This is a genomic window from Streptomyces sp. SID5464 (assembly GCF_009862985.1).
Lineage (GTDB): Bacteria > Actinomycetota > Actinomycetes > Streptomycetales > Streptomycetaceae > Streptomyces > Streptomyces chartreusis_D.
In genome coordinates this window covers 55,676-76,488 of the sequence record NZ_WWIQ01000001.1, presented here as the reverse complement: position 1 = coordinate 76,488, position 20,813 = coordinate 55,676, and the positions used below count along the sequence as shown (strand labels likewise).

The 20,813-nt window shown below is 70.4% G+C and carries 16 protein-coding genes; 1 reads left to right on the top strand and 15 read right to left on the bottom strand.

Annotated features, from left to right (window positions below):
• Positions 1-65 precede the first annotated feature (65 nt).
• Positions 66-692 (bottom strand): signal peptidase II, encoded by a 627-nt coding sequence (gene lspA, locus GTY47_RS00345; protein WP_010039385.1) that lies wholly within the window; start codon positions 690-692, stop codon positions 66-68.
• Between the two features lie 89 nt (positions 693-781).
• Positions 782-2,605: a TraR/DksA family transcriptional regulator gene (locus tag GTY47_RS41550; protein ID WP_267880840.1), complete on the bottom strand. Its 1,824-nt coding sequence runs from the start codon at positions 2,603-2,605 to the stop codon at positions 782-784.
• Between the two features lie 626 nt (positions 2,606-3,231).
• On the opposite strand from GTY47_RS41550, the gene ileS reads away from it, so the two are divergent.
• Positions 3,232-6,384, top strand: a complete 3,153-nt coding sequence (gene ileS, locus GTY47_RS00330; RefSeq protein WP_010039381.1) for an isoleucine--tRNA ligase — start codon at positions 3,232-3,234, stop codon at positions 6,382-6,384.
• A 199-nt stretch (positions 6,385-6,583) separates the two neighbouring features.
• Here ileS and GTY47_RS00325 read toward each other — a convergent pair whose 3' ends face one another.
• The 13 genes from GTY47_RS00325 to GTY47_RS00265 form a co-directional block, all read right to left on the bottom strand.
• Positions 6,584-7,708, bottom strand: coding sequence for a DivIVA domain-containing protein (locus tag GTY47_RS00325; RefSeq protein WP_029181132.1), 1,125 nt, complete (start codon positions 7,706-7,708; stop codon positions 6,584-6,586).
• A 53-nt stretch (positions 7,709-7,761) separates the two neighbouring features.
• Positions 7,762-8,046, bottom strand: coding sequence for a YggT family protein (locus GTY47_RS00320; RefSeq protein ID WP_007448661.1), 285 nt, complete (start codon positions 8,044-8,046; stop codon positions 7,762-7,764).
• A gap of 59 nt (positions 8,047-8,105) precedes the next feature.
• The gene (gene sepF, locus GTY47_RS00315) at positions 8,106-8,747 is read right to left on the bottom strand and encodes a cell division protein SepF (protein WP_010039366.1); all 642 of its coding nucleotides are present in this window, start codon (positions 8,745-8,747) and stop codon (positions 8,106-8,108) included.
• A 129-nt stretch (positions 8,748-8,876) separates the two neighbouring features.
• Positions 8,877-9,596, bottom strand: coding sequence for a YggS family pyridoxal phosphate-dependent enzyme (locus GTY47_RS00310; RefSeq protein WP_010039363.1), 720 nt, complete (start codon positions 9,594-9,596; stop codon positions 8,877-8,879).
• A 6-nt stretch (positions 9,597-9,602) separates the two neighbouring features.
• Positions 9,603-10,334, bottom strand: coding sequence for a peptidoglycan editing factor PgeF (pgeF, locus tag GTY47_RS00305; RefSeq protein ID WP_029181131.1), 732 nt, complete (start codon positions 10,332-10,334; stop codon positions 9,603-9,605).
• Positions 10,335-10,344: 10 nt separating this feature from the next.
• Positions 10,345-11,538 (bottom strand): cell division protein FtsZ, encoded by a 1,194-nt coding sequence (gene ftsZ, locus GTY47_RS00300; RefSeq protein WP_010039359.1) that lies wholly within the window; start codon positions 11,536-11,538, stop codon positions 10,345-10,347.
• A gap of 288 nt (positions 11,539-11,826) precedes the next feature.
• Positions 11,827-12,621, bottom strand: a complete 795-nt coding sequence (locus GTY47_RS00295; protein WP_029181130.1) for an FtsQ-type POTRA domain-containing protein — start codon at positions 12,619-12,621, stop codon at positions 11,827-11,829.
• A 26-nt stretch (positions 12,622-12,647) separates the two neighbouring features.
• Complete coding sequence (murG, locus tag GTY47_RS00290; RefSeq protein ID WP_010039354.1) at positions 12,648-13,745, bottom strand: undecaprenyldiphospho-muramoylpentapeptide beta-N-acetylglucosaminyltransferase; 1,098 nt, start codon at positions 13,743-13,745, stop codon at positions 12,648-12,650.
• Between the two features lie 6 nt (positions 13,746-13,751).
• Entirely contained in the window at positions 13,752-15,116 is a 1,365-nt protein-coding gene (gene ftsW / locus GTY47_RS00285; protein WP_010039352.1) for a putative lipid II flippase FtsW, read from the bottom strand.
• 147 nt (positions 15,117-15,263) lie between these two features.
• Positions 15,264-16,715: a UDP-N-acetylmuramoyl-L-alanine--D-glutamate ligase gene (murD, locus tag GTY47_RS00280; protein WP_078602817.1), complete on the bottom strand. Its 1,452-nt coding sequence runs from the start codon at positions 16,713-16,715 to the stop codon at positions 15,264-15,266.
• Positions 16,697-17,788, bottom strand: coding sequence for a phospho-N-acetylmuramoyl-pentapeptide-transferase (gene mraY / locus GTY47_RS00275; protein ID WP_010039348.1), 1,092 nt, complete (start codon positions 17,786-17,788; stop codon positions 16,697-16,699). Before mraY ends, murD begins: the two co-directional genes overlap by 19 nt.
• Positions 17,788-19,203, bottom strand: coding sequence for a UDP-N-acetylmuramoyl-tripeptide--D-alanyl-D-alanine ligase (gene murF, locus GTY47_RS00270; protein ID WP_010039346.1), 1,416 nt, complete (start codon positions 19,201-19,203; stop codon positions 17,788-17,790). Before murF ends, mraY begins: the two co-directional genes overlap by 1 nt.
• Before the next feature lie 28 nt (positions 19,204-19,231).
• Complete coding sequence (locus GTY47_RS00265) at positions 19,232-20,752, bottom strand: UDP-N-acetylmuramoyl-L-alanyl-D-glutamate--2,6-diaminopimelate ligase (RefSeq protein ID WP_010039344.1); 1,521 nt, start codon at positions 20,750-20,752, stop codon at positions 19,232-19,234.
• Positions 20,753-20,813: the final 61 nt, after the last annotated feature.

Below are 20,813 nucleotides of genomic sequence, written 5' to 3'. Positions count from 1 at the left end.
GCCGGACGGGTCCGACAGCTCCGTACGGAGCCTGTGGACAACTCCGCGCGGGGCCCTTGACGGGCTCAGTCCTTGTGGACGGTCCCGTCGGGGTCGAGCCCCTTGAACGACAGCAGCACGATCAGGATGCCGCCGCACACGATCGCCGAGTCGGCCAGGTTGAACACGGCGAAGTGCTTGGGCGCGATGAAGTCCACGACCGCGCCCTCGAAGACGCCCGGCGCCCGGAAGATCCGGTCGGTGAGGTTGCCCAGCGCACCGCCGAGCAGCAGGCCGAGCGCGATCGCCCAGGGCAGGCTGTAGAGCTTGCGGGCGAGCCGGGCGATCACCACGATCACCGCCGCCGCGATCATGGTGAAGATCACCGTGAAGGCCTCGCCGAAGCCGAACGCGGCGCCCGCGTTGCGGATCGCCTCGAACTTCAGCCAGTCCCCGATGATCTCGATGGGCGGGTGGTGCTCCAGCTTGGCCACCACGATCATCTTGCTGATCAGGTCGAGGGCGTACGCGAACGTGGCGACCGCGAACAGGACCGCGATCCGGCGCTTGCCCCGGGGCCGCCCGGCCGGGGCCTGGGTGCCCTCGGAGTCGGCGCGCCCGCCCGGCGCCGCGTCCTCGCCGGGCCGCCCCCGGCCGTTGCCGGTCGCGTCCGGTGTGTCCGGCGTACCGATGATGCGCTCCGCCTCTGCCACGTGAGTCCCTCAACCTAGGTGCCTGACTGAGGACGAGGGTACGGCACACCCCGGGCGTCCCACGTGCTCAGGAGGCATTCGGCGGCCGGTCAGTACCGGCGTTCCTGCTTCTGCTTGCACTCCACGCACAGGGTGGCCCGCGGGAAGGCCTGCATGCGGGCCTTGCCGATGGGGTTGCCGCAGTTCTCGCACAGGCCGTAGGTGCCCGCGTGCAGGCGCTCCAGGGCGCGCTCGGTCTGGACGAGCATCTCGCGCGCGTTGGCGGCCAGGGCCAGCTCGTGCTCGCGGGTGATGTTCTTGGTCCCGGTGTCCGCCTGGTCGTCGCCCGCGCCGTCCCCGGAGTCCCGCATCAGACCGGCGAGCGACCGCTCCGACGACGTGATCTCCTCACGCAGCCGGATCTCCTCGGACGTCAGCTCGGCACGCGCCTCCTCGACCTCCGCCTCCGTCCAGGGGTCCTCGCCCGGGCGAACCGCGAGCTCACCGGGCTCCGCCGCTGCCGCCCGTGCCTTCGGAACCGCGGTCTTGGCCGCCGTCGCCGTACCAGGAGTCTTCTTCGCACCCACGGTCGTCGCTCCCGTCTGCTGCGCGGCCTCGGCCGCACCCGCCTTCTTGGCCGTGTTGCTCCCGGCCGTGTCCTGTGTGACCGCGCCGGTCCGGGCCGCGCCCTTCCCGACAGCGCCCTTCGTGGTGGTGCTCTCGCCTCCGGCGCGAACGCCCTCGGCCTCGACGCCCTTCTTCCCGACGCCGGCCTTCCCAGCGGCCCCGGCCTTGGCGGCCTTCGCCCTCTTGACCGCGGCCTTCTTTGCCGCCGTCCCCTGGACAGCAGCTTCTTTGGCCACCGCTTCCGTGGCCGGGGCCCTATCGCCCGCGACCTTGGCTTCCGTCTCCTTCGCCGCCGCCTTGTTGGCCGCCGTCTCCTTGGCCGCCGCCTCGTCGGCCGAGGCCCTCTCGCCCGCGACCTTGGCCGCCGTCTCCATGGCCGCTGTCTTCTCGGCCGCCGTCTCCAGGGCCGCTGCCTTCTCGGCCGGGGCTTTGGCCGCCGCCTTCTTGACCGCCGCCTTCTCTGCCGCCGCTTTCCTGGTCGCCGCCTTCTTGGCCGCCGTCTCCATGGCCGGGGCCCTCTCGGCCGAGGCCCTCTCGCCCGCGACCTTGGCCGCCGCTTTCTTGGCCGCCGCCTCCTTGGCGGGGGCCCCTTCACCCGCGGCCTTGGCCGCCGTCTTCTTGACCGCCGCCTTCTCGGCCGCCGCCTCCTTGGCCGGGGCCCTCTCCCCCGCGGCCTTGGCCGCCGTCTTCTTGACCGCCGCCTTCTCGGCCGCCGCTTTCCTGGTCGCCGCCTTCTTGGCCGCCGCCTCCTTTGCCGACGGCTTCGTGGTCGGGGCCTTCCTGGCCGGGGCCCTCTCACCCGCGGCCTTGGCCGCCGCCTTCCTGGCCGGGGCCCTCTCGCCCGCGACCTTGGCCGCCGTCTCCTTTGCCACCGCCTCCTTGGCCGGGGCATTCCCGGCCGCGGTCCTGGCCGTCGTCTTCCCGGCCGTCGCCTTCCCGGCTGCCGTCTTCCTCGCCGCCGGGCTCTTGGCCGCCGCCTCCGCAGGAGCCCTGGCCGCCGCCCCCTCCGCCGGAGCCCTGGCCGCGGCCTTCTTCGGCGCGGCCTTCCTGGTCACAGCCTTCCCGGCCTTGGCCACCGCTTCCTCGGCCACAGCCGTCTTGGCCGCCACCTTCTCGACGGCCGCCTTCGTCTTCTTGACAGCCGCCTTCGTCCCCTCCGTCGCCTTCCCGGCCGCCCCCTTCGCCGCCCGCCCCGCCGAGCCCCCCTGCGTGGTCTTCTTCCCGCCCACGTCCTTGGCCGCACCGCCGGAGGCCTCCGCGGACCTGCCGGACGCCGGCTGCTGTACGGCGGTCTTCTTCGCCACCATGGCCGCGGCCCCTTCACATATTGTGATCTTGCTCGCGAATCGTGCTGGGACGATAAATCGACTTGAGTCCCGCGGCAACGGGGCACACCGCCCGATTCGCCCGCCTCGCGCACCCGCGCGGCGAACCTGCATCCGTTGTGCCCAGCTCCCCGCCCGGTAATCCGCCGAGCCGGACGTCCCAGGATCCGAACACCCATACCTCGCCATTCGGGTCATCAAACCCATACGTCACCTCTGCCGACGTCCCGTAGGCCCCTCTGACCCCGACCGCCCCGGAAAAGCGGTCGGCCGCTGTCCGCGCGGCGCCGTACACTGGGCGGAGCGAAAAGCGTGGATGGGGACGAGTAGCGGCGTACGCAGCCCAGAGCGACCCGGGGACGGTGGGAGCCCGGGGGCGAGCGCGACGTGAAGATCACCCCGGAGCCGCCGGAAGAAAACCGCCGCCGAGCGCAGTGGCCAGTAGAACCGGCATCGCGACCCCAATGAGGGGGCTCACCGACGCACACCCCGCGCCGGAGGGCCAAGGAGGGTGGTACCGCGGGAGCGCGCCGAAGGCGGCGCAGGCACAGACGTAGCTCTCGTCCCTCCGGACGGAAGGCAGCAAGTCCGCCGGAGGAAGCCCGCTGATGACATCGCCGACGTACCGCCAGGTGCCCGCCCAGGTCGACCTGCCCGCCCTCGAGCACGCCGTGCTCGACTTCTGGCGCGAGCAGAAGATCTTCGCCAAGAGCCTGGAACAGTCCGAGGGCCGCCCGGAGTGGGTGTACTACGAGGGTCCGCCCACCGCCAACGGCATGCCCGGTGCCCACCACATCGAGGCCCGCGTCTTCAAGGACGTCTTCCCCCGCTTCCGCACCATGCGCGGCTACCACGTGGCCCGCAAGGCCGGCTGGGACTGCCACGGCCTCCCGGTGGAGCTGACCGTGGAGAAGGAGCTCGGCTTCTCCGGCAAGCAGGACATCGAGGCGTACGGCATCGCGGAGTTCAACGCGAAGTGCCGCGAGTCGGTGACCCGGCACACGGACGCCTTCGAAGAACTCACGAGGCGCATGGGGTTCTGGACCGACCTCAACGCCCCCTACCGCACCATGGACCCCGACTACATCGAGTCGGTCTGGTGGTCGCTCAAGGAGATCTTCAACAAGGGCCTGCTGGTCCAGGACCACCGCGTCGCCCCCTGGTGCCCCCGCTGCGGCACGGGCCTGTCGGACCACGAGCTGGCGCAGGGTTACGAGACGGTCGTCGACCCGTCGGTCTTCGTCCGCTTCCCGCTGACCTCCGGCCCGCTGGCCGGCGAGGCCGCGCTCCTGGTGTGGACGACCACGCCCTGGACCCTGGTCTCCAACACCGCGGTCGCCGCGCACCCCGAGGTGACCTACGTCGTGGCGACAAACGGCGAGGAGAAGCTGGTCGTCGCCGAGCCGCTCGTCGCCAAGGCCCTCGGCGAGGGCTGGGAGACCACCGGCCGGACCTTCACGGGCGCCGAGATGGAGCGCTGGGCGTACCAGCGCCCGTTCGAGCTCGTCGAGTTCCCGGAGACCGAGGGCGGCACGCACTACGTCGTGAACGCCGAGTACGTCACGACCGAGGACGGTACGGGTCTGGTCCACCAGTCCCCCGCCTTCGGTGAGGACGACCTGAAGGTCTGCCGCGCGTACGGCCTGCCGGTCGTGAACCCGGTCCGCGCGGACGGCACGTTCGAGGAGGGCGTCCCCCTCGTCGGCGGCGTCTTCTTCAAGAAGGCGGACGAAAAGCTCACCGAGGACCTCCAGCAGCGCGGCCTGCTCTTCAAGCACATCCCGTACGAGCACAGCTACCCGCACTGCTGGCGCTGCCACACCGCGCTTCTCTACTACGCGCAGCCCTCCTGGTACATCCGCACCACCGCGGTCAAGGACCGCCTCCTCGCGGAGAACGAGAACACCAACTGGTTCCCGGACACGGTCAAGAACGGCCGGTACGGCGACTGGCTGAACAACAACATCGACTGGGCGCTGTCCCGCAACCGCTACTGGGGCACCCCGCTGCCGATCTGGCGCTGCGAGGACGACCACCTCACCTGCGTCGGCTCCCTCACGGAGCTGACCGAGCTGACCGGCACCGACCAGTCGGGCCTGGACCCGCACCGCCCGTTCATCGACGAGGTCACCTTCGCCTGCCCGCAGGACGGCTGCGGCGAGACGGCCACGCGCGTGCCCGAGGTCATCGACGCCTGGTACGACTCGGGTTCGATGCCGTTCGCGCAGTGGGGCTACCCGTACAGGAACAAGGAGATCTTCGAGTCCCGTTACCCGGCGCAGTTCATCTGCGAGGCCATCGACCAGACCCGCGGCTGGTTCTACACGCTGATGGCGGTCGGCACGCTGGTCTTCGACAAGTCGTCGTACGAGAACGTGGTCTGCCTCGGCCACATCCTCGCCGAGGACGGCCGCAAGATGTCCAAGCACCTGGGCAACACCCTGGAGCCGATCCCGCTCATGGACCGGCACGGCGCCGACGCGGTCCGCTGGTTCATGGCGGCCGGCGGCTCCCCGTGGGCGGCCCGCCGCGTGGGTCACGGCACGATCCAGGAGGTCGTCCGCAAGACGCTGCTGACGTACTGGAACACGGTCGCCTTCCAGGCCCTGTACGCCCGTACGACGGGCTGGGCCCCGTCGGAGGCCGACCCGGCGCCGGCCGAGCGCCCGGTCCTGGACCGCTGGCTGCTGTCCGAACTGCACGCGCTCACCGACCAGGTCACCCAGGCGCTGGACGCCTACGACACCCAGCGCGCCGGCAAGCTGCTGTCCGCGTTCGTCGACGACCTGTCGAACTGGTACGTGCGCCGCTCCCGCCGCCGCTTCTGGCAGGGCGACAAGGCGGCGCTGCGCACGCTGCACGAGGTCGTCCAGACGGTGACACAGCTGATGGCCCCGCTGACCCCGTTCATCACCGAGCGGGTGTGGCAGGACCTGATCGTTCCGGTCACCCCGGGGGCCCCGGAGTCGGTCCACCTGTCGGCCTGGCCCGAGGCGGACCTCACCGCCATCGACCCGGAGCTGTCGAAGCAGATGGTGCTGGTGCGCCGGCTCGTGGAGCTGGGCCGTGCCACGCGCGCGGAGTCGGGCGTCAAGACCCGTCAGCCGCTGTCCCGCGCCCTGATCGCGGCGACGGGCTTCGACACGCTGGACTCGGAACTGCGCGCGCAGATCACCGAGGAGCTGAACGTCGAGTCCCTCGCGACGCTGAGCGAGGTCGGCGGCTCCCTGGTGGACACCACCGCGAAGGCCAACTTCCGCGCGCTCGGCAAGCGGTTCGGCAAGCGGGTCCAGGACGTGGCCAGGGCCGTCGCGAACGCGGACGCGGCCGCGCTGTCCCTGGCCCTGCGCGAGGGCACGGCGTCGGTGGAGGTCGACGGCGAGACCATCACGCTGGCTCCCGACGAGGTGATCATCACGGAGACGCCGCGCGAGGGCTGGTCGGTGGCGTCCGACGCGGGCGCGACGGTCGCCCTGGACCTGGAGATCACGGAGGAGCTCCGCCGTGCGGGGCTGGCCCGTGACGCGATCCGCCTGATCCAGGAGGCCCGCAAGAACAGCGGCCTCGACGTGGCCGACCGCATCGCACTGCGCTGGACCGCCACGGACCCGGCGACGGTCGCGGCCCTCACCGACCACGCCGGCCTGATCGCCGACGAGGTCCTGGCGACGGACTTCGCGCAGGGCGACGCGGACGACAGCTACGGCAACCCGTTCACGGACGAGGCCCTGACGCTGGCGTTCCGCCTGCGCAAGGCGTAACCCACAGGGCGTAGGCCACAGACCGAAGGCCCGGACCCGCCAAAGATCTTGGCGGGTCCGGGCCTTCGGCGTTGCGTACGCACGAACGGATGTCGCAAAGGGCCGACGCGTGCGGCAAAAGGGCGGGGCCCCGGGTTCAACCCGGGGCCCCGCCCTGAACGCTGCCGACGTCTACGCCGTACTACTGGCCATCAGGCCGTCAGTTGTCATCCTCGTCGATCAGGAAGCCCCGCATGGGCGAGGGCGCCTGACCCATCGGCGACGGGCCCTGCGGACGCACCGGCGCCATCGGCTGGGTCATCGCCGGAGACATCTGCTGCTGACCGCCGTAGGACGGACCGGACGGCGAGGGAGCGCCGCCCATCGTCTGGTTGCCACCGCCGTACGACGGGGCGCTCGCGCCGGCCGGTGCCATGGAAGGCGCCGGGGACGGCGGGAGGGACGCGGTCGCCGGGGTGCGCGGCGGGGCCAGCGAGTCGTCCGACTGGGTCTCCAGCTGACGCAGCTGCGACTCCAGGTACGACTTCAGGCGCGTGCGGTACTCGCGCTCGAAGCCGCGCAGGTCCTCGACCTTGCGCTCCAGCGTCGCGCGGGCGGACTCCAGGGAGCCCATCGCGACGCGGTGCTTCTCCTGCGCGTCCCGCTCCAGGGCGTCGGCCTTGGCACGGGCGTCACGCTCCAGACCCTCGGCACGCGAACGCGCCTCGCCGACGATCTTGTTGGCTTCGGACCGGGCCTCGGCGATCGCCTGGTCGGCGGTCTGCTGGGCCAGCGAGAGGACACGGGCGGCGCTGTCGCCACCGGGGCCTCCTTGACCGGGGCCGCCCATCGGACCGCCCATGGGGCCGCCCATCGGACCACCCATCTGCTGCTGCATCGGGGGCTGACCCATCGGACCGGGACCCTGGCCCATGGGGCCGGGACCGCCAGGACCCTGGGGACCACCCTGACCGCCGGGACCGGCGGGCAGCTGCGGGGCACCGCTCGGCAGCTGGGGCGGACCACCCATGGGGCCACCCATCTGCTGCTGCGGCGGGCCCGATATGCCGGCGGGTACGGGACCACCAGGACCGCGCATGCCCTGCTGCTGCTGTTGCTGCTGATCCTGCTGCTCCGGAGGCTTGCGCATGTTCTGCTGGTTCTGGGCAGCAGCGCGCGTGGCCGCGGCCAGTTTGGCGCGCAGGTCCTCGTTCTCGCGGAGCAGGCGGGTCAGTTCGGCTTCGACCTCGTCGAGGAAGGCATCGACCTCGTCCTCGTCATAGCCTTCTCGGAGGCGGACGGTCGTGAACTGCTTGTTCCGCACGTCCTCGGGGGTCAACGGCATCTCTTCACCTCAACGTAGTCGTCGGCATTCGGCAAGACCGTAGTTCACATCGCTCACAGCCGGCTCACGATCGAGATCAGGATGTAGACGATGATCATCAGCACGAAGAAGGACAGGTCGAGCGCCACGCCCCCGAGACGCAGCGGCGGAATGAACCGCCGCAGAAGCTTGAGCGGTGGATCCGTGACAGTGTAGGTGGCCTCCAGAACGACCACCATCGCCTTGCCTGGTTGCCATGAGCGGGCGAACTGGAAGACGTAGTCCATGACCAACCGGAAGATGAGCACGATGAGGAAGCACATCAGCGCGATGTAGACGACATCCAAAACCACGCTCATGACCTGTTGCTTCCCTCTCCCCTGTGCCCTGCTGTTACTGCTGCTTCCGGTGTTACGTCTCAGCTCTGGTTGAAGAACCCGCCCTCTGCGATGCGGGCCTTGTCCTCCGCCGTGACATCGACGTTAGCAGGCGACAACAGGAACACCTTCTGCGTCACCCGCTCGATACTGCCGTGAAGACCAAACACCAAACCGGCCGCAAAGTCGACAAGTCGCTTCGCATCTGTGTCGTCCATCTCAGTCAGATTCATGATCACCGGAGTGCCTTCACGGAAGTGTTCCCCGATGGTACGGGCCTCGTTGTAGGTCCGTGGGTGGAGCGTGGTGATCCGGTAAGGCTCTCGTTCGGACACGACCTTGGGCATGATCACCGGTGCGTTCTTCTCCAGACTTGCGCGTTCTTGTGTGATGGATGCCACGGGCGCGATGCGCGCCGGGCGGCCGGATTCCGCGGGTAGCGAAGCGGAACGGGCGGCCGGTTCACGAGGTGCGGACGGCTGTACGACTCGTACCTCTTCGTCCCTTTGGGGCTGATGTGAGCCGTGCGGCTGGTGGGACGGCTCGTGCCGTCGGTGGTCCCGCTCGGGCTCCGGGTCCAGTTCGGGTTCGAAGTCGTCGTCGGGGTCGAATCCGCGGCCGTCGTACCCATCGTCCTCCACGAGGCCGAGGTAGACCGCCATCTTGCGCATCGCGCCGGCCATGCTCTGAGTCCTCCGCTCTGTGGTGGATCGGCTGACGACTGCCAAGTGCCCGCGATCCACGAGGTCCTTGAATCCGCCTATCGGCGGCAATGACCATATTTTCTGCTGTGGTCCGACTTCCTGGCGACGTTACCCGAGCCTGGGGCGGACTCCGAGTACCGCGCTGCCGACGCGCACATGTGTCGCTCCGGCCGCCACGGCCTGTTCGAGGTCCGCACTCATCCCTGCCGAGACCATGGTGGCAGCCGGATGACTCCGGCGCAGGTCAGTCGACAAATCCATCAACCGCCCGAACGCCGCCTGTTCGCGTCCCGCGTACTCCCCGGTCAGCGGCGCGACGGTCATCAGTCCGCCGAGCCGCAGCCCCGGCGCCTGCGCGACGAGGTCGGCCAACTCTTCGATTCCGGCGGGCGCGACGCCTCCCCGCTCACCCCGCTCGCTCTCACCGGCGTCGAGTGCGACCTGGATGAGACACCCCAGCTCCCGTCCGGCGCGGACAGCCTCCTTCGACAGAGCTGTGACGAGCTTGGAACGATCGACGGACTGCACGAAGTCCGCGTAACCGACCACGGATCGCACTTTGTTGGTCTGGAGTTGACCGACAAAATGCCAAGTAAGGGGCAGATCCATACAGGCGGCGGCCTTCGGTGCCGCGTCCTGATCACGGTTCTCGGCGACGTGCCGCACGCCGAGTTCCGCCAGGATCCGCACATCGGTCGCGGGGTAGGTCTTGGTGACCACGATCAGGGTCACCTCTTCGCGCCCCCGACCGGCGGCCGCGCACGCGTCGGCGATGCGCCGCTCCACTTTCGCCAGATTCGCGGCGAGTTCGTCCTTACGGTCCGTCATGCCTTATCAGTCCAGCCACACATAGCCCGCGAGCCGACCGGTGGTGCGGTCGCGGCGGTACGAGAAGTGATCGTCCGACTCCAGCGTGCACACCGGCGATTGCGCCCGGTCACGCACTCCGAGCCGTTCCAGCTGTGCGTGCACTCCGGCGCTCACGTCGACCGCCGGAGTGCCCCAACTCGTCTCGGCGTACGCCGCCGGCTCGATGGCGGACACCTCGGCGCGCATCGCCTCGGGCACTTCGTAACACCGGCCGCAGACGGTGGGTCCGGTGCGGGCGACGATCCGGGAGGGCTCGGCGCCCAGCTCCGTCATCGCGCGTAGCGCGGCCGGGACGACTCCGGCGATCATGCCGGGCCGGCCCGCGTGGGCCGCGGCGGCGATCCCGGCGACGGGGTCGGCGAGCAGTACCGGCACGCAGTCGGCGGTGAGCACGGCGAGGGCGAGTCCCCGCCGCGTCGTGACGATCGCGTCGACCGACGGGATCTCGGGCGAAGATCCCCACGGCCCGTCCACCACCGCCACGTCGGCCCCGTGCACCTGGTTCATCCAGACCACCCGGTCCGGCTCGACGCCCAGGGACTTCGCGGCCAGCTCGCGGTTGGTGCGTACGGCGTCCGGATCGTCACCGACCGCTCCGCCGAGATTGAGCTCCTCATACGGAGCGGCGCTCACCCCGCCCCACCGGTCGGTGAAGGCGAAGTGGGCGCCGCTCACGCTTTCGCGCTGTCCTATCACGTCAGAAGGATCACTTGAGGAAGTCCGGTACGTCCAGTTCCTCGGCCGCGCTGTCCGAGTAGGTCCGCGGCGCCGGCGGGACCGGCGGGGCGACCGGGATGTCGTTGACCGGTTCCGGAGCGGGCTCCGGGTCCTCCTTCGGGGTCACGCTGCCGAGCGAACCGAAGGACGGGCGGCTCTCGGTCTGCCGTGCCGGGGCCGGCTCCTCGCGCTTGGCCGAGGTCGAGCCGATCACGTTCTCCCGGCGGGCCGGGGGCTGGCCGCCGTCGAAGCCGGCCGCGATCACGGTGACCCGGACCTCGTCGCCGAGGGCGTCGTCGATCACCGCGCCGAAGATGATGTTGGCCTCGGGGTGGGCGGCCTCGCTCACCAGCTGGGCGGCCTCGTTGATCTCGAAGAGACCGAGGTCCGAGCCACCGGAGATGGAGAGCAGCACACCGCGGGCGCCGTCGATGGACGCCTCCAGCAGCGGCGAGGAGATCGCCATCTCGGCGGCGGCCACCGCGCGGTCGTCGCCGCGGGCGGAGCCGATGCCCATCAGTGCCGAGCCTGCCTCGGACATGACCGACTTGACGTCGGCGAAGTCGAGGTTGATGAGGCCCGGGGTGGTGATGAGGTCGGTGATGCCCTGCACACCGGAGAGCAGGACCTGGTCGGCCGACTTGAAGGCGTCCAGTACCGAGACCTGGCGGTCCGAGATGGACAGCAGCCGGTCGTTCGGGATGACGATGAGGGTGTCGACCTCTTCGCGGAGCTCGGCGATGCCGTCCTCGGCCTGGTTCGCGCGGCGCCGTCCCTCGAAGGTGAACGGGCGCGTGACCACGCCGATGGTGAGGGCGCCCAGATTGCGCGCGATGTTGGCCACGACGGGCGCGCCGCCGGTGCCGGTGCCGCCACCTTCACCGGCCGTCACGAAGACCATGTCGGCCCCCTTGAGGACCTCCTCGATCTCCTCGCGGTGGTCCTCGGCGGCCTTGCGGCCGACCTCCGGATTGGCTCCGGCGCCGAGTCCGCGGGTGAGTTCACGGCCGACGTCCAGCTTGACGTCGGCGTCGCTCATCAACAGAGCTTGCGCGTCGGTGTTGATGGCGATGAACTCGACGCCCTTGAGACCGACCTCGATCATCCGGTTGATGGCATTGACACCACCGCCGCCGACACCGATGACTTTGATGACTGCGAGGTAGTTCTGCGGTGCTGCCACGTCGAAGGCCTCTCGCCTCGAGTTACGTGTCGCCGAATCACCGTGGCGCGCTGCGCCCCGCGACCCGACGACTGATGCCGAATGGGACGGTCCGTATCGCCGACCCGAACCCTAACCCTGAAGTTTAGGGTTACCAGTGTGTCTGTTCCTTGGAGTCTTCTGAACAGGACACTAAGTCGACAAGTGGCGCTCCTTCAACGAACACGCCGAACCTCCCGTTTTTCTTTTCACCCTATGTGATCAGCCGTAGCACTGCCCAACCAGGGTGCTGGCCTGCGCGGATGTGCGTCAACTCCCTGCTGACGCGGGCGCGGTGGGAACACTCACGTCGAAGTACCGTGCGGCGGGCGAGGCTTTCATCAGGGCGGTGAGCGTACGGGCCTTCGCGGCGCCCTTCTCGCTGCTCCCCCAGGCGATCGTGCGGCCGTCCCGCAACTCCAGCGAGATGTCGTCGTAGGAACGGACCTTGACGATCCGTGTGTCGCGTGCGACGGCGGCCGGAACGGCGCGGGCGACGCCCACCGCCTCGCGCACCAGCCGGGACTCGCCGAAACGGCGCAGGCTCGCGGCGGCGGAACTGGACCGGGAGAGCGTCAATTCCAGTGCGGGAACGCCTTTCGGCGCCTCAGAAACCGTAGCGAAACGGACACCTTCGTCGTCCACTTCGACGAACTTTCCGCCCTTTTGGACAATCAGAACCGGAGTCCGCTCGACCACTTTCAGGTCGATTCCATGGGGCCAGGAACGGACCACGTCAACCGAGTCGATTCGGGGCAACTTCTGCCGCAGTCGCGTCCCGATCGCATCGGTGTCGACGGAGATCAGCGGCTTCCCGAGCGGGACGTCGGCGGCCGCCTCGACCTGATGCGGTGTCAGGACCCGGGTCCCCGACACGGAGACGTGCTCGGCGCGCAGCCAGTCGGAGCCGTAGAACAGCCACACCGTCGGGATGCCGAGGAACACCAGGGCGAGACCCAGAATGACGATCATACGAAGGTGACGTCGCCTCAGGCGCCTGACCGGCGGCGGGCCGGACGACTCCCGCTGGCGTTCACCGCGCTCGGCGGTGGTCGATCCGGCCACGCTCCCCTGCCTTCCGTCATACGGTCCTAGCGGTGTGCACGAGCGGCGGCGATCGCCTCGTACACCATGCCGACGAGCAGGTCGTCGGCGTCCCGGCGGCCGAACTCGGCGGCGGCGCGGGACATCTGGTACAGCCGGTGCGGATCGGCGAGCACGGGCAGGACGTTCTGCTGGACCCACTCGGGGGTCAGCTCCGCGTCGTCGACCAGCAGGCCGCCGCCGGCCTTGACCACCGGCTGGGCGTTGAGCCGCTGTTCGCCGTTGCCGATGGGCAGCGGGACGTAGGCGGCCGGGAGCCCGACGGCGGAGAGCTCGGCGACGGTCATCGCGCCCGCGCGGCAGAGCATCATGTCGGCCGCGGCGTACGCGAGGTCCATCCGGTCCAGGTAACTTACCGGGATGTAGGGGGGCATCCCCGGCATCTGCTGGACCTGCGGCAGTTCGTTCTTCGGGCCGACCGCGTGCAGGATCTGGATCCCGGCCTGCTGGAGCCAGGGCGCGACCGTCTGCACGACCTCGTTGAGGCGGCGGGCGCCCTGGGAGCCGCCGGAGACCAGCAGCGTGGGCAGGTTGGGGTCGAGCCCGAACGCGGCGCGGGCCTCGGGGCGTACGGCGGCCCGGTCCAGGGTGGCGATGGAGCGGCGCAGCGGGATGCCGATGTAGCGGGCGCCGCGCAGCTTGCTGTCCGGGGTGGAGACGGCGACCTGGCTGGCGTACCGCGAGCCGATCTTGTTGGCCAGGCCCGGGCGGGCGTTGGCCTCGTGGATGACGATCGGCACGCCGAGGCGCTTGGCCGCGAGGTAGCCGGGCAGGGCGACGTAGCCGCCGAAGCCGACCACGGCGTCCGCCTTGGTGCGCTCCAGGATCTGCTCGGTCGCCTTGATGGTGCCGCGCAGCCGGCCCGGGACGGTGATCAGCTCGGGGGTGGGCTTGCGTGGCAGCGGTACGGCGGGGATCAGCGCGAGTTCGTACCCACGCTCGGGTACGAGACGGGTCTCCAGGCCTCGCTCCGTGCCCAGGGCCGTGATGCCCACGGTCGGATCCTGCCTGCGCAGGGCGTCCGCGAGGGCGAGCGCGGGCTCGATGTGGCCCGCGGTTCCTCCGCCGGCGAGTACGACATGCACCGAAATTCACCGCTCTCCGGACGAGCGCGCCGCCGAGGCGCGCCGTCGCATCGTGTTCCATCTCCGGGGACTCCGGCCGGAACCGGTTCCCCCAGCCCCCCGCTTTCTACCAAAGCGGGGTTGCCGCATCGCAAGCGCCGCCCGCGCAGCGGGCTCGTCGCGCGCGAAGGCGATCAGCAGCCCGATGGCGAACATGGTCGGCAGCAGGGCGGATCCCCCGTAGGAGAACAGCGGGAGGGGGACGCCGGCGATCGGCAGCAGACCGAGCACCGCACCGATGTTGATCACGGCCTGGGCCGTGATCCAGGTGGTCACGCCTCCCGCGGCATACCTCACGAAGGGGTCCTCCGTGCGTCCGGCCACGCGGATACCCGCATAGCCTAGAGCCGCGAAGAGGGCGAGTACCGACAGCGTCCCCGCCAGGCCCAGTTCCTCACCGGTGACGGCGAAGATGAAGTCGGTGTGGGCTTCGGGGAGTTGACCCCATTTCTCCACACTCGCACCCAGCCCGGAGCCGAAGATTCCGCCGGAGGCGAGGGCGTAGATGCCGTGCACGGCCTGCCAGCAGTCGACCGGGCCGGACTGGGGTTCGGTGGCGCCCAGGCACTGCAGGCGCGCCATGCGGTTGGGGCTGGTCTTGATGAGGATCAGGCCGAGTACGGCGGCTACCGACAGCACTCCGGCGAACAGCCGCGTGGGCGCGCCGGCCAGCCAGAGCAGGCCGAACAGGATGGCCGTGAGGATGATCGCGGTGCCCATGTCGCCGCCGATCATGATCAGCCCGAGCAGCATGAAGGCGGCCGGCACCAGCGGCACGAGCATGTGCTTCCACTGGGTCAGCAGCCTCTTGTCCTGCTTGCGGGCCAGCAGGTCGGCCCCCCACAACACGAGCGCGAGCTTGCCGAACTCACTGGGCTGGATCTGGAAGGAGCCGCCGAGCGCGATCCAGTTCTGGTTGCCGTTGACCGACACTCCTATGCCGGGGATCTGCACGAGGGCCATGAGGAAGACGGCGCCGGCGAGGATCGGGTAGGCCAGGGCCCGGTGCAGCTTCACCGGCATCCGCGAGGCGGCGAAGAGCAGTCCGGCGCCGATCACGGCGGCCAGCAGCTGCTTGCGGAAGAAGTACGAGCCCGGCAGCGACATCTGCAGCGCGGTGATCTGGGAGGCCGAGTAGACCATCACCAGGCCCAGCACGGTGATCAGCAGACTGCCGCCGAAGATGAGGTAGTAGGCGGTCAGCGGCCGGTCCCAGCCCCTGCGCGCACGGTGGTAGAAGGCCAGGACGCGGTTCTCACGGACGAGCCGGGGCGCGGCGGGGCGCCTGGGAGCGCGGGGGACGGGAGGCCGTCCGGTGCGGCTGGTGGGCATCGCCGCTCACCCCGCCATGCCGGAGGGGAACGTCGTGCGGCCGGAACGGCCCCTGACGCTCCCCGGCCGCTCGGGCACCAGCCACATCCGTGTCACGCGTCCCTCCCAGATACGCCCGGCGCCACCGCCGGGCGAGGCGGACCCGGGTCAGCCGTCGACGGAGCCGAGCTCGCGAACGGCGTCCGCGAAAGCGTCCCCGCGCTTGTTGTAGTTGGCGAACATGTCCATGGAGGCGCAGGCCGGAGCCAGCAGCACCGTGTCACCGGCCTGAGCGAGCCGCCGCGCCTCCTGGACCGCCGCGCGCATCGCCCCAGTGTCGGTCCGGTCGAGGTCGACGACGGGTACTTCGGGGGCGTGTCGCGCCAGGGCTTCGCGGATCAGCGCGCGGTCCGCGCCGATCAGCACGGCCCCGCGCAGCCTGGGCGCCGACTTGCTGACCAGCTCGTCGAAGGTGGCGCCCTTCGCGAGCCCGCCCGCGATCCACACGATCTTCTCGTAGGCCGCCAACGAGGCTTCCGCGGCGTGGGTGTTGGTGGCCTTGGAGTCGTCGACGTACGCGACCCCGTCCACGTCGGCCACGTGCGCGATGCGGTGGGCGTCCGGGGTGAACGCCCGCAGGCCGTCCCGTACGGCCTTGGCGGGCACGCCGTACGCCCGCGCGAGGGCCGCCGCCGCGAGGGCGTTGGCGATGTTGTGCGGGGCCGGCGGGTTGACGTCGGCGACCTCGGCGAGCTCCTGGGCGTTCTTCTGCCGGTTCTCGACGAAGGCGCGGTCGACCAGGATGCCCTCCACGACGCCCAGTTGGGAGGGCGCGGGCGTGCCGAGGGTGAAGCCGACGGCCCGGCAGCCCTCCTCGACGTCGGCCTCGCGGACCAGGTCCTCGGTGGACGGCTTGTCGGTGGCATCGGCGTTGTAGACGCAGGCGACGCGATTGCCCTCGTAGATACGGCCCTTGTCGGCGGCGTACGCCTCCATGGAGCCGTGCCAGTCGAGGTGGTCGGGGGCGAGGTTGAGTACGGCGGCCGAGTGGGCGCGCAGCGACGGCGCCCAGTGGAGCTGGTAGCTGGAGAGCTCCACGGCCAGCACGTCGTACTGCTCCTCGCCGAGCACCGCGTCCAGGAGGGAGACGCCGATGTTGCCGACGGCGGCCGTGCGCAGGCCCGCGGCCTTGAGGATCGAGGCGAGCATCTGGACGGTGGTGGTCTTGCCGTTGGTGCCCGTGACGGCCAGCCAGGGGGCGGCGTCCGGGCCGCGCAGGCGCCAGGCCAGCTCGACGTCGCCCCAGACGGGGACGCCCGCCCGCTCCGCCGCCGCGAACAGCGGCTTGTCCGGCTTCCAGCCGGGCGCGGTGACGATCAGCTCGGTGCCCTCGGGCAGGGTGTCGCCGTCACCGAGGCGCACGGTGATGCCGAGCGCCTCCAGTTCGGCGGCCTGCGCCCGCGCGCGCTCGTCGGCGCCGTCGTTGACGGCCGTGACGATCGCGCCGAGGCCGTGCAGCACCTTGGCCGCCGGGACGCCGGAGACGCCGAGCCCGGCGACGGTGACGTGCTTGCCCTTGAGTTCCGAAGACACCGAGGAGGTCACTTGTCCGCTGCCCATCCTGCGTAGAAGAGGCCCAGTCCGACGATCACACAAATGCCCTGAATGATCCAGAAGCGGACCACGACGAGCACTTCGGACCAGCCCTTGAGTTCGAAGTGGTGCTGGAGTGGCGCCATCCGGAAGACGCGCTTCCCGGTGAGGCGGAAGGAGCCGACCTGGATCACCACGGACATGGTGATCAGGACGAAGAGGCCGCCGAGGATGGCGAGCAGCAGCTCGGTGCGGGAGCAGATCGCGAGGCCGGCGAGCACACCGCCGAGCGCGAGCGAACCGGTGTCACCCATGAAGATCTTGGCCGGCGAGGTGTTCCACCACAGGAAGCCGAGGCAGGCGCCCATCAGCGCCGAGGCGACCACCGCGAGGTCGAGGGGGTCGCGCACCTCGTAGCACGCGCCGGGGTTGGTCAGCGTCTGCGCGTTGGCGCAGGACTCCTGGAACTGCCAGACGCCGATGAAGGTGTAGGCGCCGAAGACGAGCACGGAGGCGCCGGTGGCCAGACCGTCCAGACCGTCGGTCAGGTTCACGCCGTTCGACATCGCGAGGATCATGAACAGCGCCCAGACCACGAACAGCACGGGTCCGATCGTCCAGCCGAAGTCGGTGATGAACGACAGCTTCGTGGACGCCGGGGTGTTGCCGCGGTTGTCCGCGAACTGGAGCGAGAGCACCGCGAAGCCGATGCCGACGATCAGCTGGCCGGCCATCTTCGCCTTGGCCCGCAGACCCAGCGAGCGCCGCTTGACGATCTTGATGTAGTCGTCGAGGAAGCCGACCAGGCCCATGCCCACCATCAGGCCGAGCACCAGCAGACCCGAGAAGGTCGGCGCCGCGTCGACGTCCGGGTCGAGATAGCCCGTGATCACCTTGGCCAGGAAGTACGCGGCGACCGTCGCCAGGATGAAGGCGATACCGCCCATGGTCGGCGTACCGCGCTTGCTGGCGTGCTCGCGCGGGCCGTCGTCGCGGATGTACTGGCCGTAGCCCTTGCGCGCGAGGAGCTTGATCAGCAGCGGGGTGCCGACCAGCGTCAGGAAGAGGCCAATGACTCCTGCGAACAGGATCTGCTTCATCATCGGGCGGAAACCTCACCCTCGGCACCGGTCTCGAGCAGCGCCTGGGCAACGCTCTCGAGGCCGACCGAACGGGACGCCTTCACGAGCACGACGTCCCCCGGGCGCAACTCGCTGCGCAACAGGTCGACCGCCGCCTGTGCGTCGGACACGTGCACCGACTCCTCACCCCACGAACCCTCGTTATATGCGCCCAGTTGCAGCCAGGCGGCTTCCCTGCCACCGACCGCGACGAGCTTGCTGACGTTGAGCCGGACGGCGAGCCGTCCGACCGCGTCGTGCTCGGCGAGAGCCTCGTCCCCGAGCTCGGCCATCTTGCCGAGCACCGCCCACGTACGACGCCCCTTGCCGATGGCCGCGAGCGCGCGCAGCGCCGCCTTCATGGACTCGGGGTTCGCGTTGTAGGCGTCGTTGACGACCGTCACGCCGTCCGGGCGCTCGGTGACCTCCATCCGCCAGCGGGAGAGGGAGCCCGCCTCGGAGAGCGCGAGGGCGATCTCGTCTGCGGACATGCCCAACTCGTGGGCGACGGCGGCCGCGGCGAGCGCGTTCGACACGTGGTGCTCACCGTACAGGCGCATGGTCACATCGCTTGCACCGGAGGGTGTGTGAAGCCTGAACGCGGGCTGTCCGGTGTCCGTGAGTCGTACGTTCTCGGCGCGAACGTCCGCTTCGTCGGACTCTCCGAAAAAGATCACCTTCGCCTTCGTTCGGGAGGCCATGGCCCGTACGTAGGGGTCGTCCGCGTTGAGGACGGCCGTCCCGCCGTCGGCTTCGGACGGCAGGGACTCGACGAGCTCGCCCTTGGCCTGGGCGATCTGCTCGCGGCCGCCGAACTCGCCGATGTGGGCGCTGCCGACGTTCAGGACGAGGCCGATCTTCGGGGGCGTCAGACCCGTGAGGTAGGAGATGTGCCCGATACCGCGGGCGCCCATCTCCAGGACGAGGAACCGGGTCTCCTCGGTGGCGCTGAGCGCGGTCAGCGGCAGCCCGATCTCGTTGTTGAGCGAGCCGGGCGTGAACACCGTCGGCGCCTTGCGCTGGAGCACCTGTGCGATGAGGTCCTTGGTGCTGGTCTTGCCCGCCGAGCCGGTGAGGGCGACGAGCGTGGCGCCGAGGCGTCGTACGACGTACCGCGCGAGGGCGCCGAGGGCGGTCTGGACGTCGTCCACGACGATCGCGGGCACGCCGACGGGCCGGGTACCGAGCACGGCCACCGCCCCCGCCTCCACGACCGCCGCCGCGAAGTCGTGGCCGTCCACGCGCTCCCCGGCGAAGGCCACGAACAGGCTGCCCGGCCCCGCCTCGCGGGAGTCCCGGACGACCGGGCCGGTGACCTGGACGGTCGGATCCGGTATGTCGTACGTCTGCCCGCCGACGACTTCTGCGATCTCGGCGAGGGAGAGGGCGATCACAAGTTCATCCCCTGGATCATGCGGGAATTCATCCCTGGGTCTTCTGAATGGCTTCGCGAAGCACCTGGCGGTCGTCGAAGGGACGGACCACCCCGGCGATGTCCTGGCCCTGCTCGTGGCCCTTGCCCGCGACCAGGACGGTGTCGCCCGGCTCGGCGCGGGCGACGGCGGCGGCGATCGCGGCGGCCCGGTCCTCGAAGACCTGCACCTCGCCGCGCTCGTGCGCCGGCACGGAGGCCGCGCCCTGGAGCATCGTGGCGAGGATCGCGAGGGGGTCCTCGGAGCGGGGGTTGTCGGAGGTCAGTACGGCGGTGTCGGCGAGCCGGGCAGCGGCGGCGCCCATGGGGGCGCGCTTGGTGATGTCGCGGTCGCCGCCACAGCCGAGGACGATGTGCAGCCGGCCCTCGGTGACCTTGCGCAGGGCGCGCAGGACGGACTCGACGGCGTCGGTCTTGTGGGCGTAGTCGACGACCGCGAGGTACGGCTGTCCGGCGTCCACGCGCTCCAGGCGGCCCGGCACGCCCGGTACGGCGGCGACACCGTCGGCGGCGGCCTGCGGGTCGAGGCCGGCCACGGCGAGGGCGACGATCGCGGCGAGGGTGTTGGCCACGTTGAAGGGGCCCGGCAGCGGCGACTTGGCGCTGATCCGCTCGCCCTTGGGCCCGACGACGGTGAACGTCGAGTCCAGCCTGCCGACCTCGACGTCCTCGGCGCGCCAGTCGGCGTCGGGGTGGCCCTCGGCGGAGTAGGTGACGACCGGGACGGTGGCCTCGTTCGCCAGCCTGCGGCCGTACTCGTCGTCGACGTTGACCACGCCGAGTTTGCCGCGTTCCGGCGTGAACAGCCGCGCCTTGGCCCGGAAGTAGTCCTCCATGTCGGAGTGGAACTCCATGTGTTCCGGGCTGAGGTTGGTGAAGACGCCGATGTCGAAGACGCAGCCGTCGACGCGGCCGAGGACCAGGGCGTGGCTGGAGACCTCCATGGCGACCGCCTCGACGCCGCGCTCGCGCATGACGGCGAACAGGGCCTGGAGGTCGGTGGCTTCGGGCGTGGTGCGCTCGGACTTGATGCGCTCGTCGCCGATGCGCATCTCGACCGTGCCGATCAGGCCGGTCGACTTCACGGTCCTCAGGCCGCCCTCGACGAGGTAGGCGGTGGTGGTCTTGCCGGAGGTGCCGGTGATGCCGATCTGGAGCAGGTCCCGGCCGGGGTGGCCGTAGATCGTGGCGGCCAGCTCGCCCATCCGCCCGCGAGGGTCGTCGACGACGAGGACCGGCAGCCCGGAGGCGACGGCGCGCTCGGCGCCGGTGGGGTCGGTCAGCACGGCGGCCGCGCCCAGGCTCGCGGCCTGTTCGACGAAGTCGGCGCCGTGCAGACGGGCGCCCGGGAGGGCGGCGTACAGGTCGCCGGGGCGCACTGCGCGTGAGTCGTGGGTGATGCCCGTGACGTCGGCGGCGCCCTCCGGCGCGGGGGCACCCAGTTGACCGGCGAGTTCCGCGAGGGGTGTGGCGGAGACCTGCGCCGGCCTGGGCGGCCCGGGGTATGTCACGGGATGGCCCTTCTGGGTGGTTTGGGACTGATCAGCGTGTGGCACGGCGGTGAGCGTACCG

Excerpts from the sequence above, each read along its gene's own strand:
- murD (WP_078602817.1), bottom strand. The coding sequence starts at position 16,715 with ATGGGCAGCGGACAAGTGACCTCCTCGGTGTCTTCGGAACTCAAGGGC.
- sepF (WP_010039366.1), bottom strand. The coding sequence starts at position 8,747 with ATGGCCGGCGCGATGCGCAAGATGGCGGTCTACCTCGGCCTCGTGGAG.
- ileS (WP_010039381.1), top strand. The coding sequence starts at position 3,232 with ATGACATCGCCGACGTACCGCCAGGTGCCCGCCCAGGTCGACCTGCCC.
- GTY47_RS00320 (WP_007448661.1), bottom strand. The coding sequence starts at position 8,046 with ATGAGCGTGGTTTTGGATGTCGTCTACATCGCGCTGATGTGCTTCCTC.
- GTY47_RS41550 (WP_267880840.1), bottom strand. The coding sequence starts at position 2,605 with ATGGTGGCGAAGAAGACCGCCGTACAGCAGCCGGCGTCCGGCAGGTCC.
- GTY47_RS00325 (WP_029181132.1), bottom strand. The coding sequence starts at position 7,708 with ATGCCGTTGACCCCCGAGGACGTGCGGAACAAGCAGTTCACGACCGTC.
- GTY47_RS00310 (WP_010039363.1), bottom strand. The coding sequence starts at position 9,596 with ATGACGGACCGTAAGGACGAACTCGCCGCGAATCTGGCGAAAGTGGAG.
- mraY (WP_010039348.1), bottom strand. The coding sequence starts at position 17,788 with ATGAAGCAGATCCTGTTCGCAGGAGTCATTGGCCTCTTCCTGACGCTG.
- ftsW (WP_010039352.1), bottom strand. The coding sequence starts at position 15,116 with ATGCCCACCAGCCGCACCGGACGGCCTCCCGTCCCCCGCGCTCCCAGG.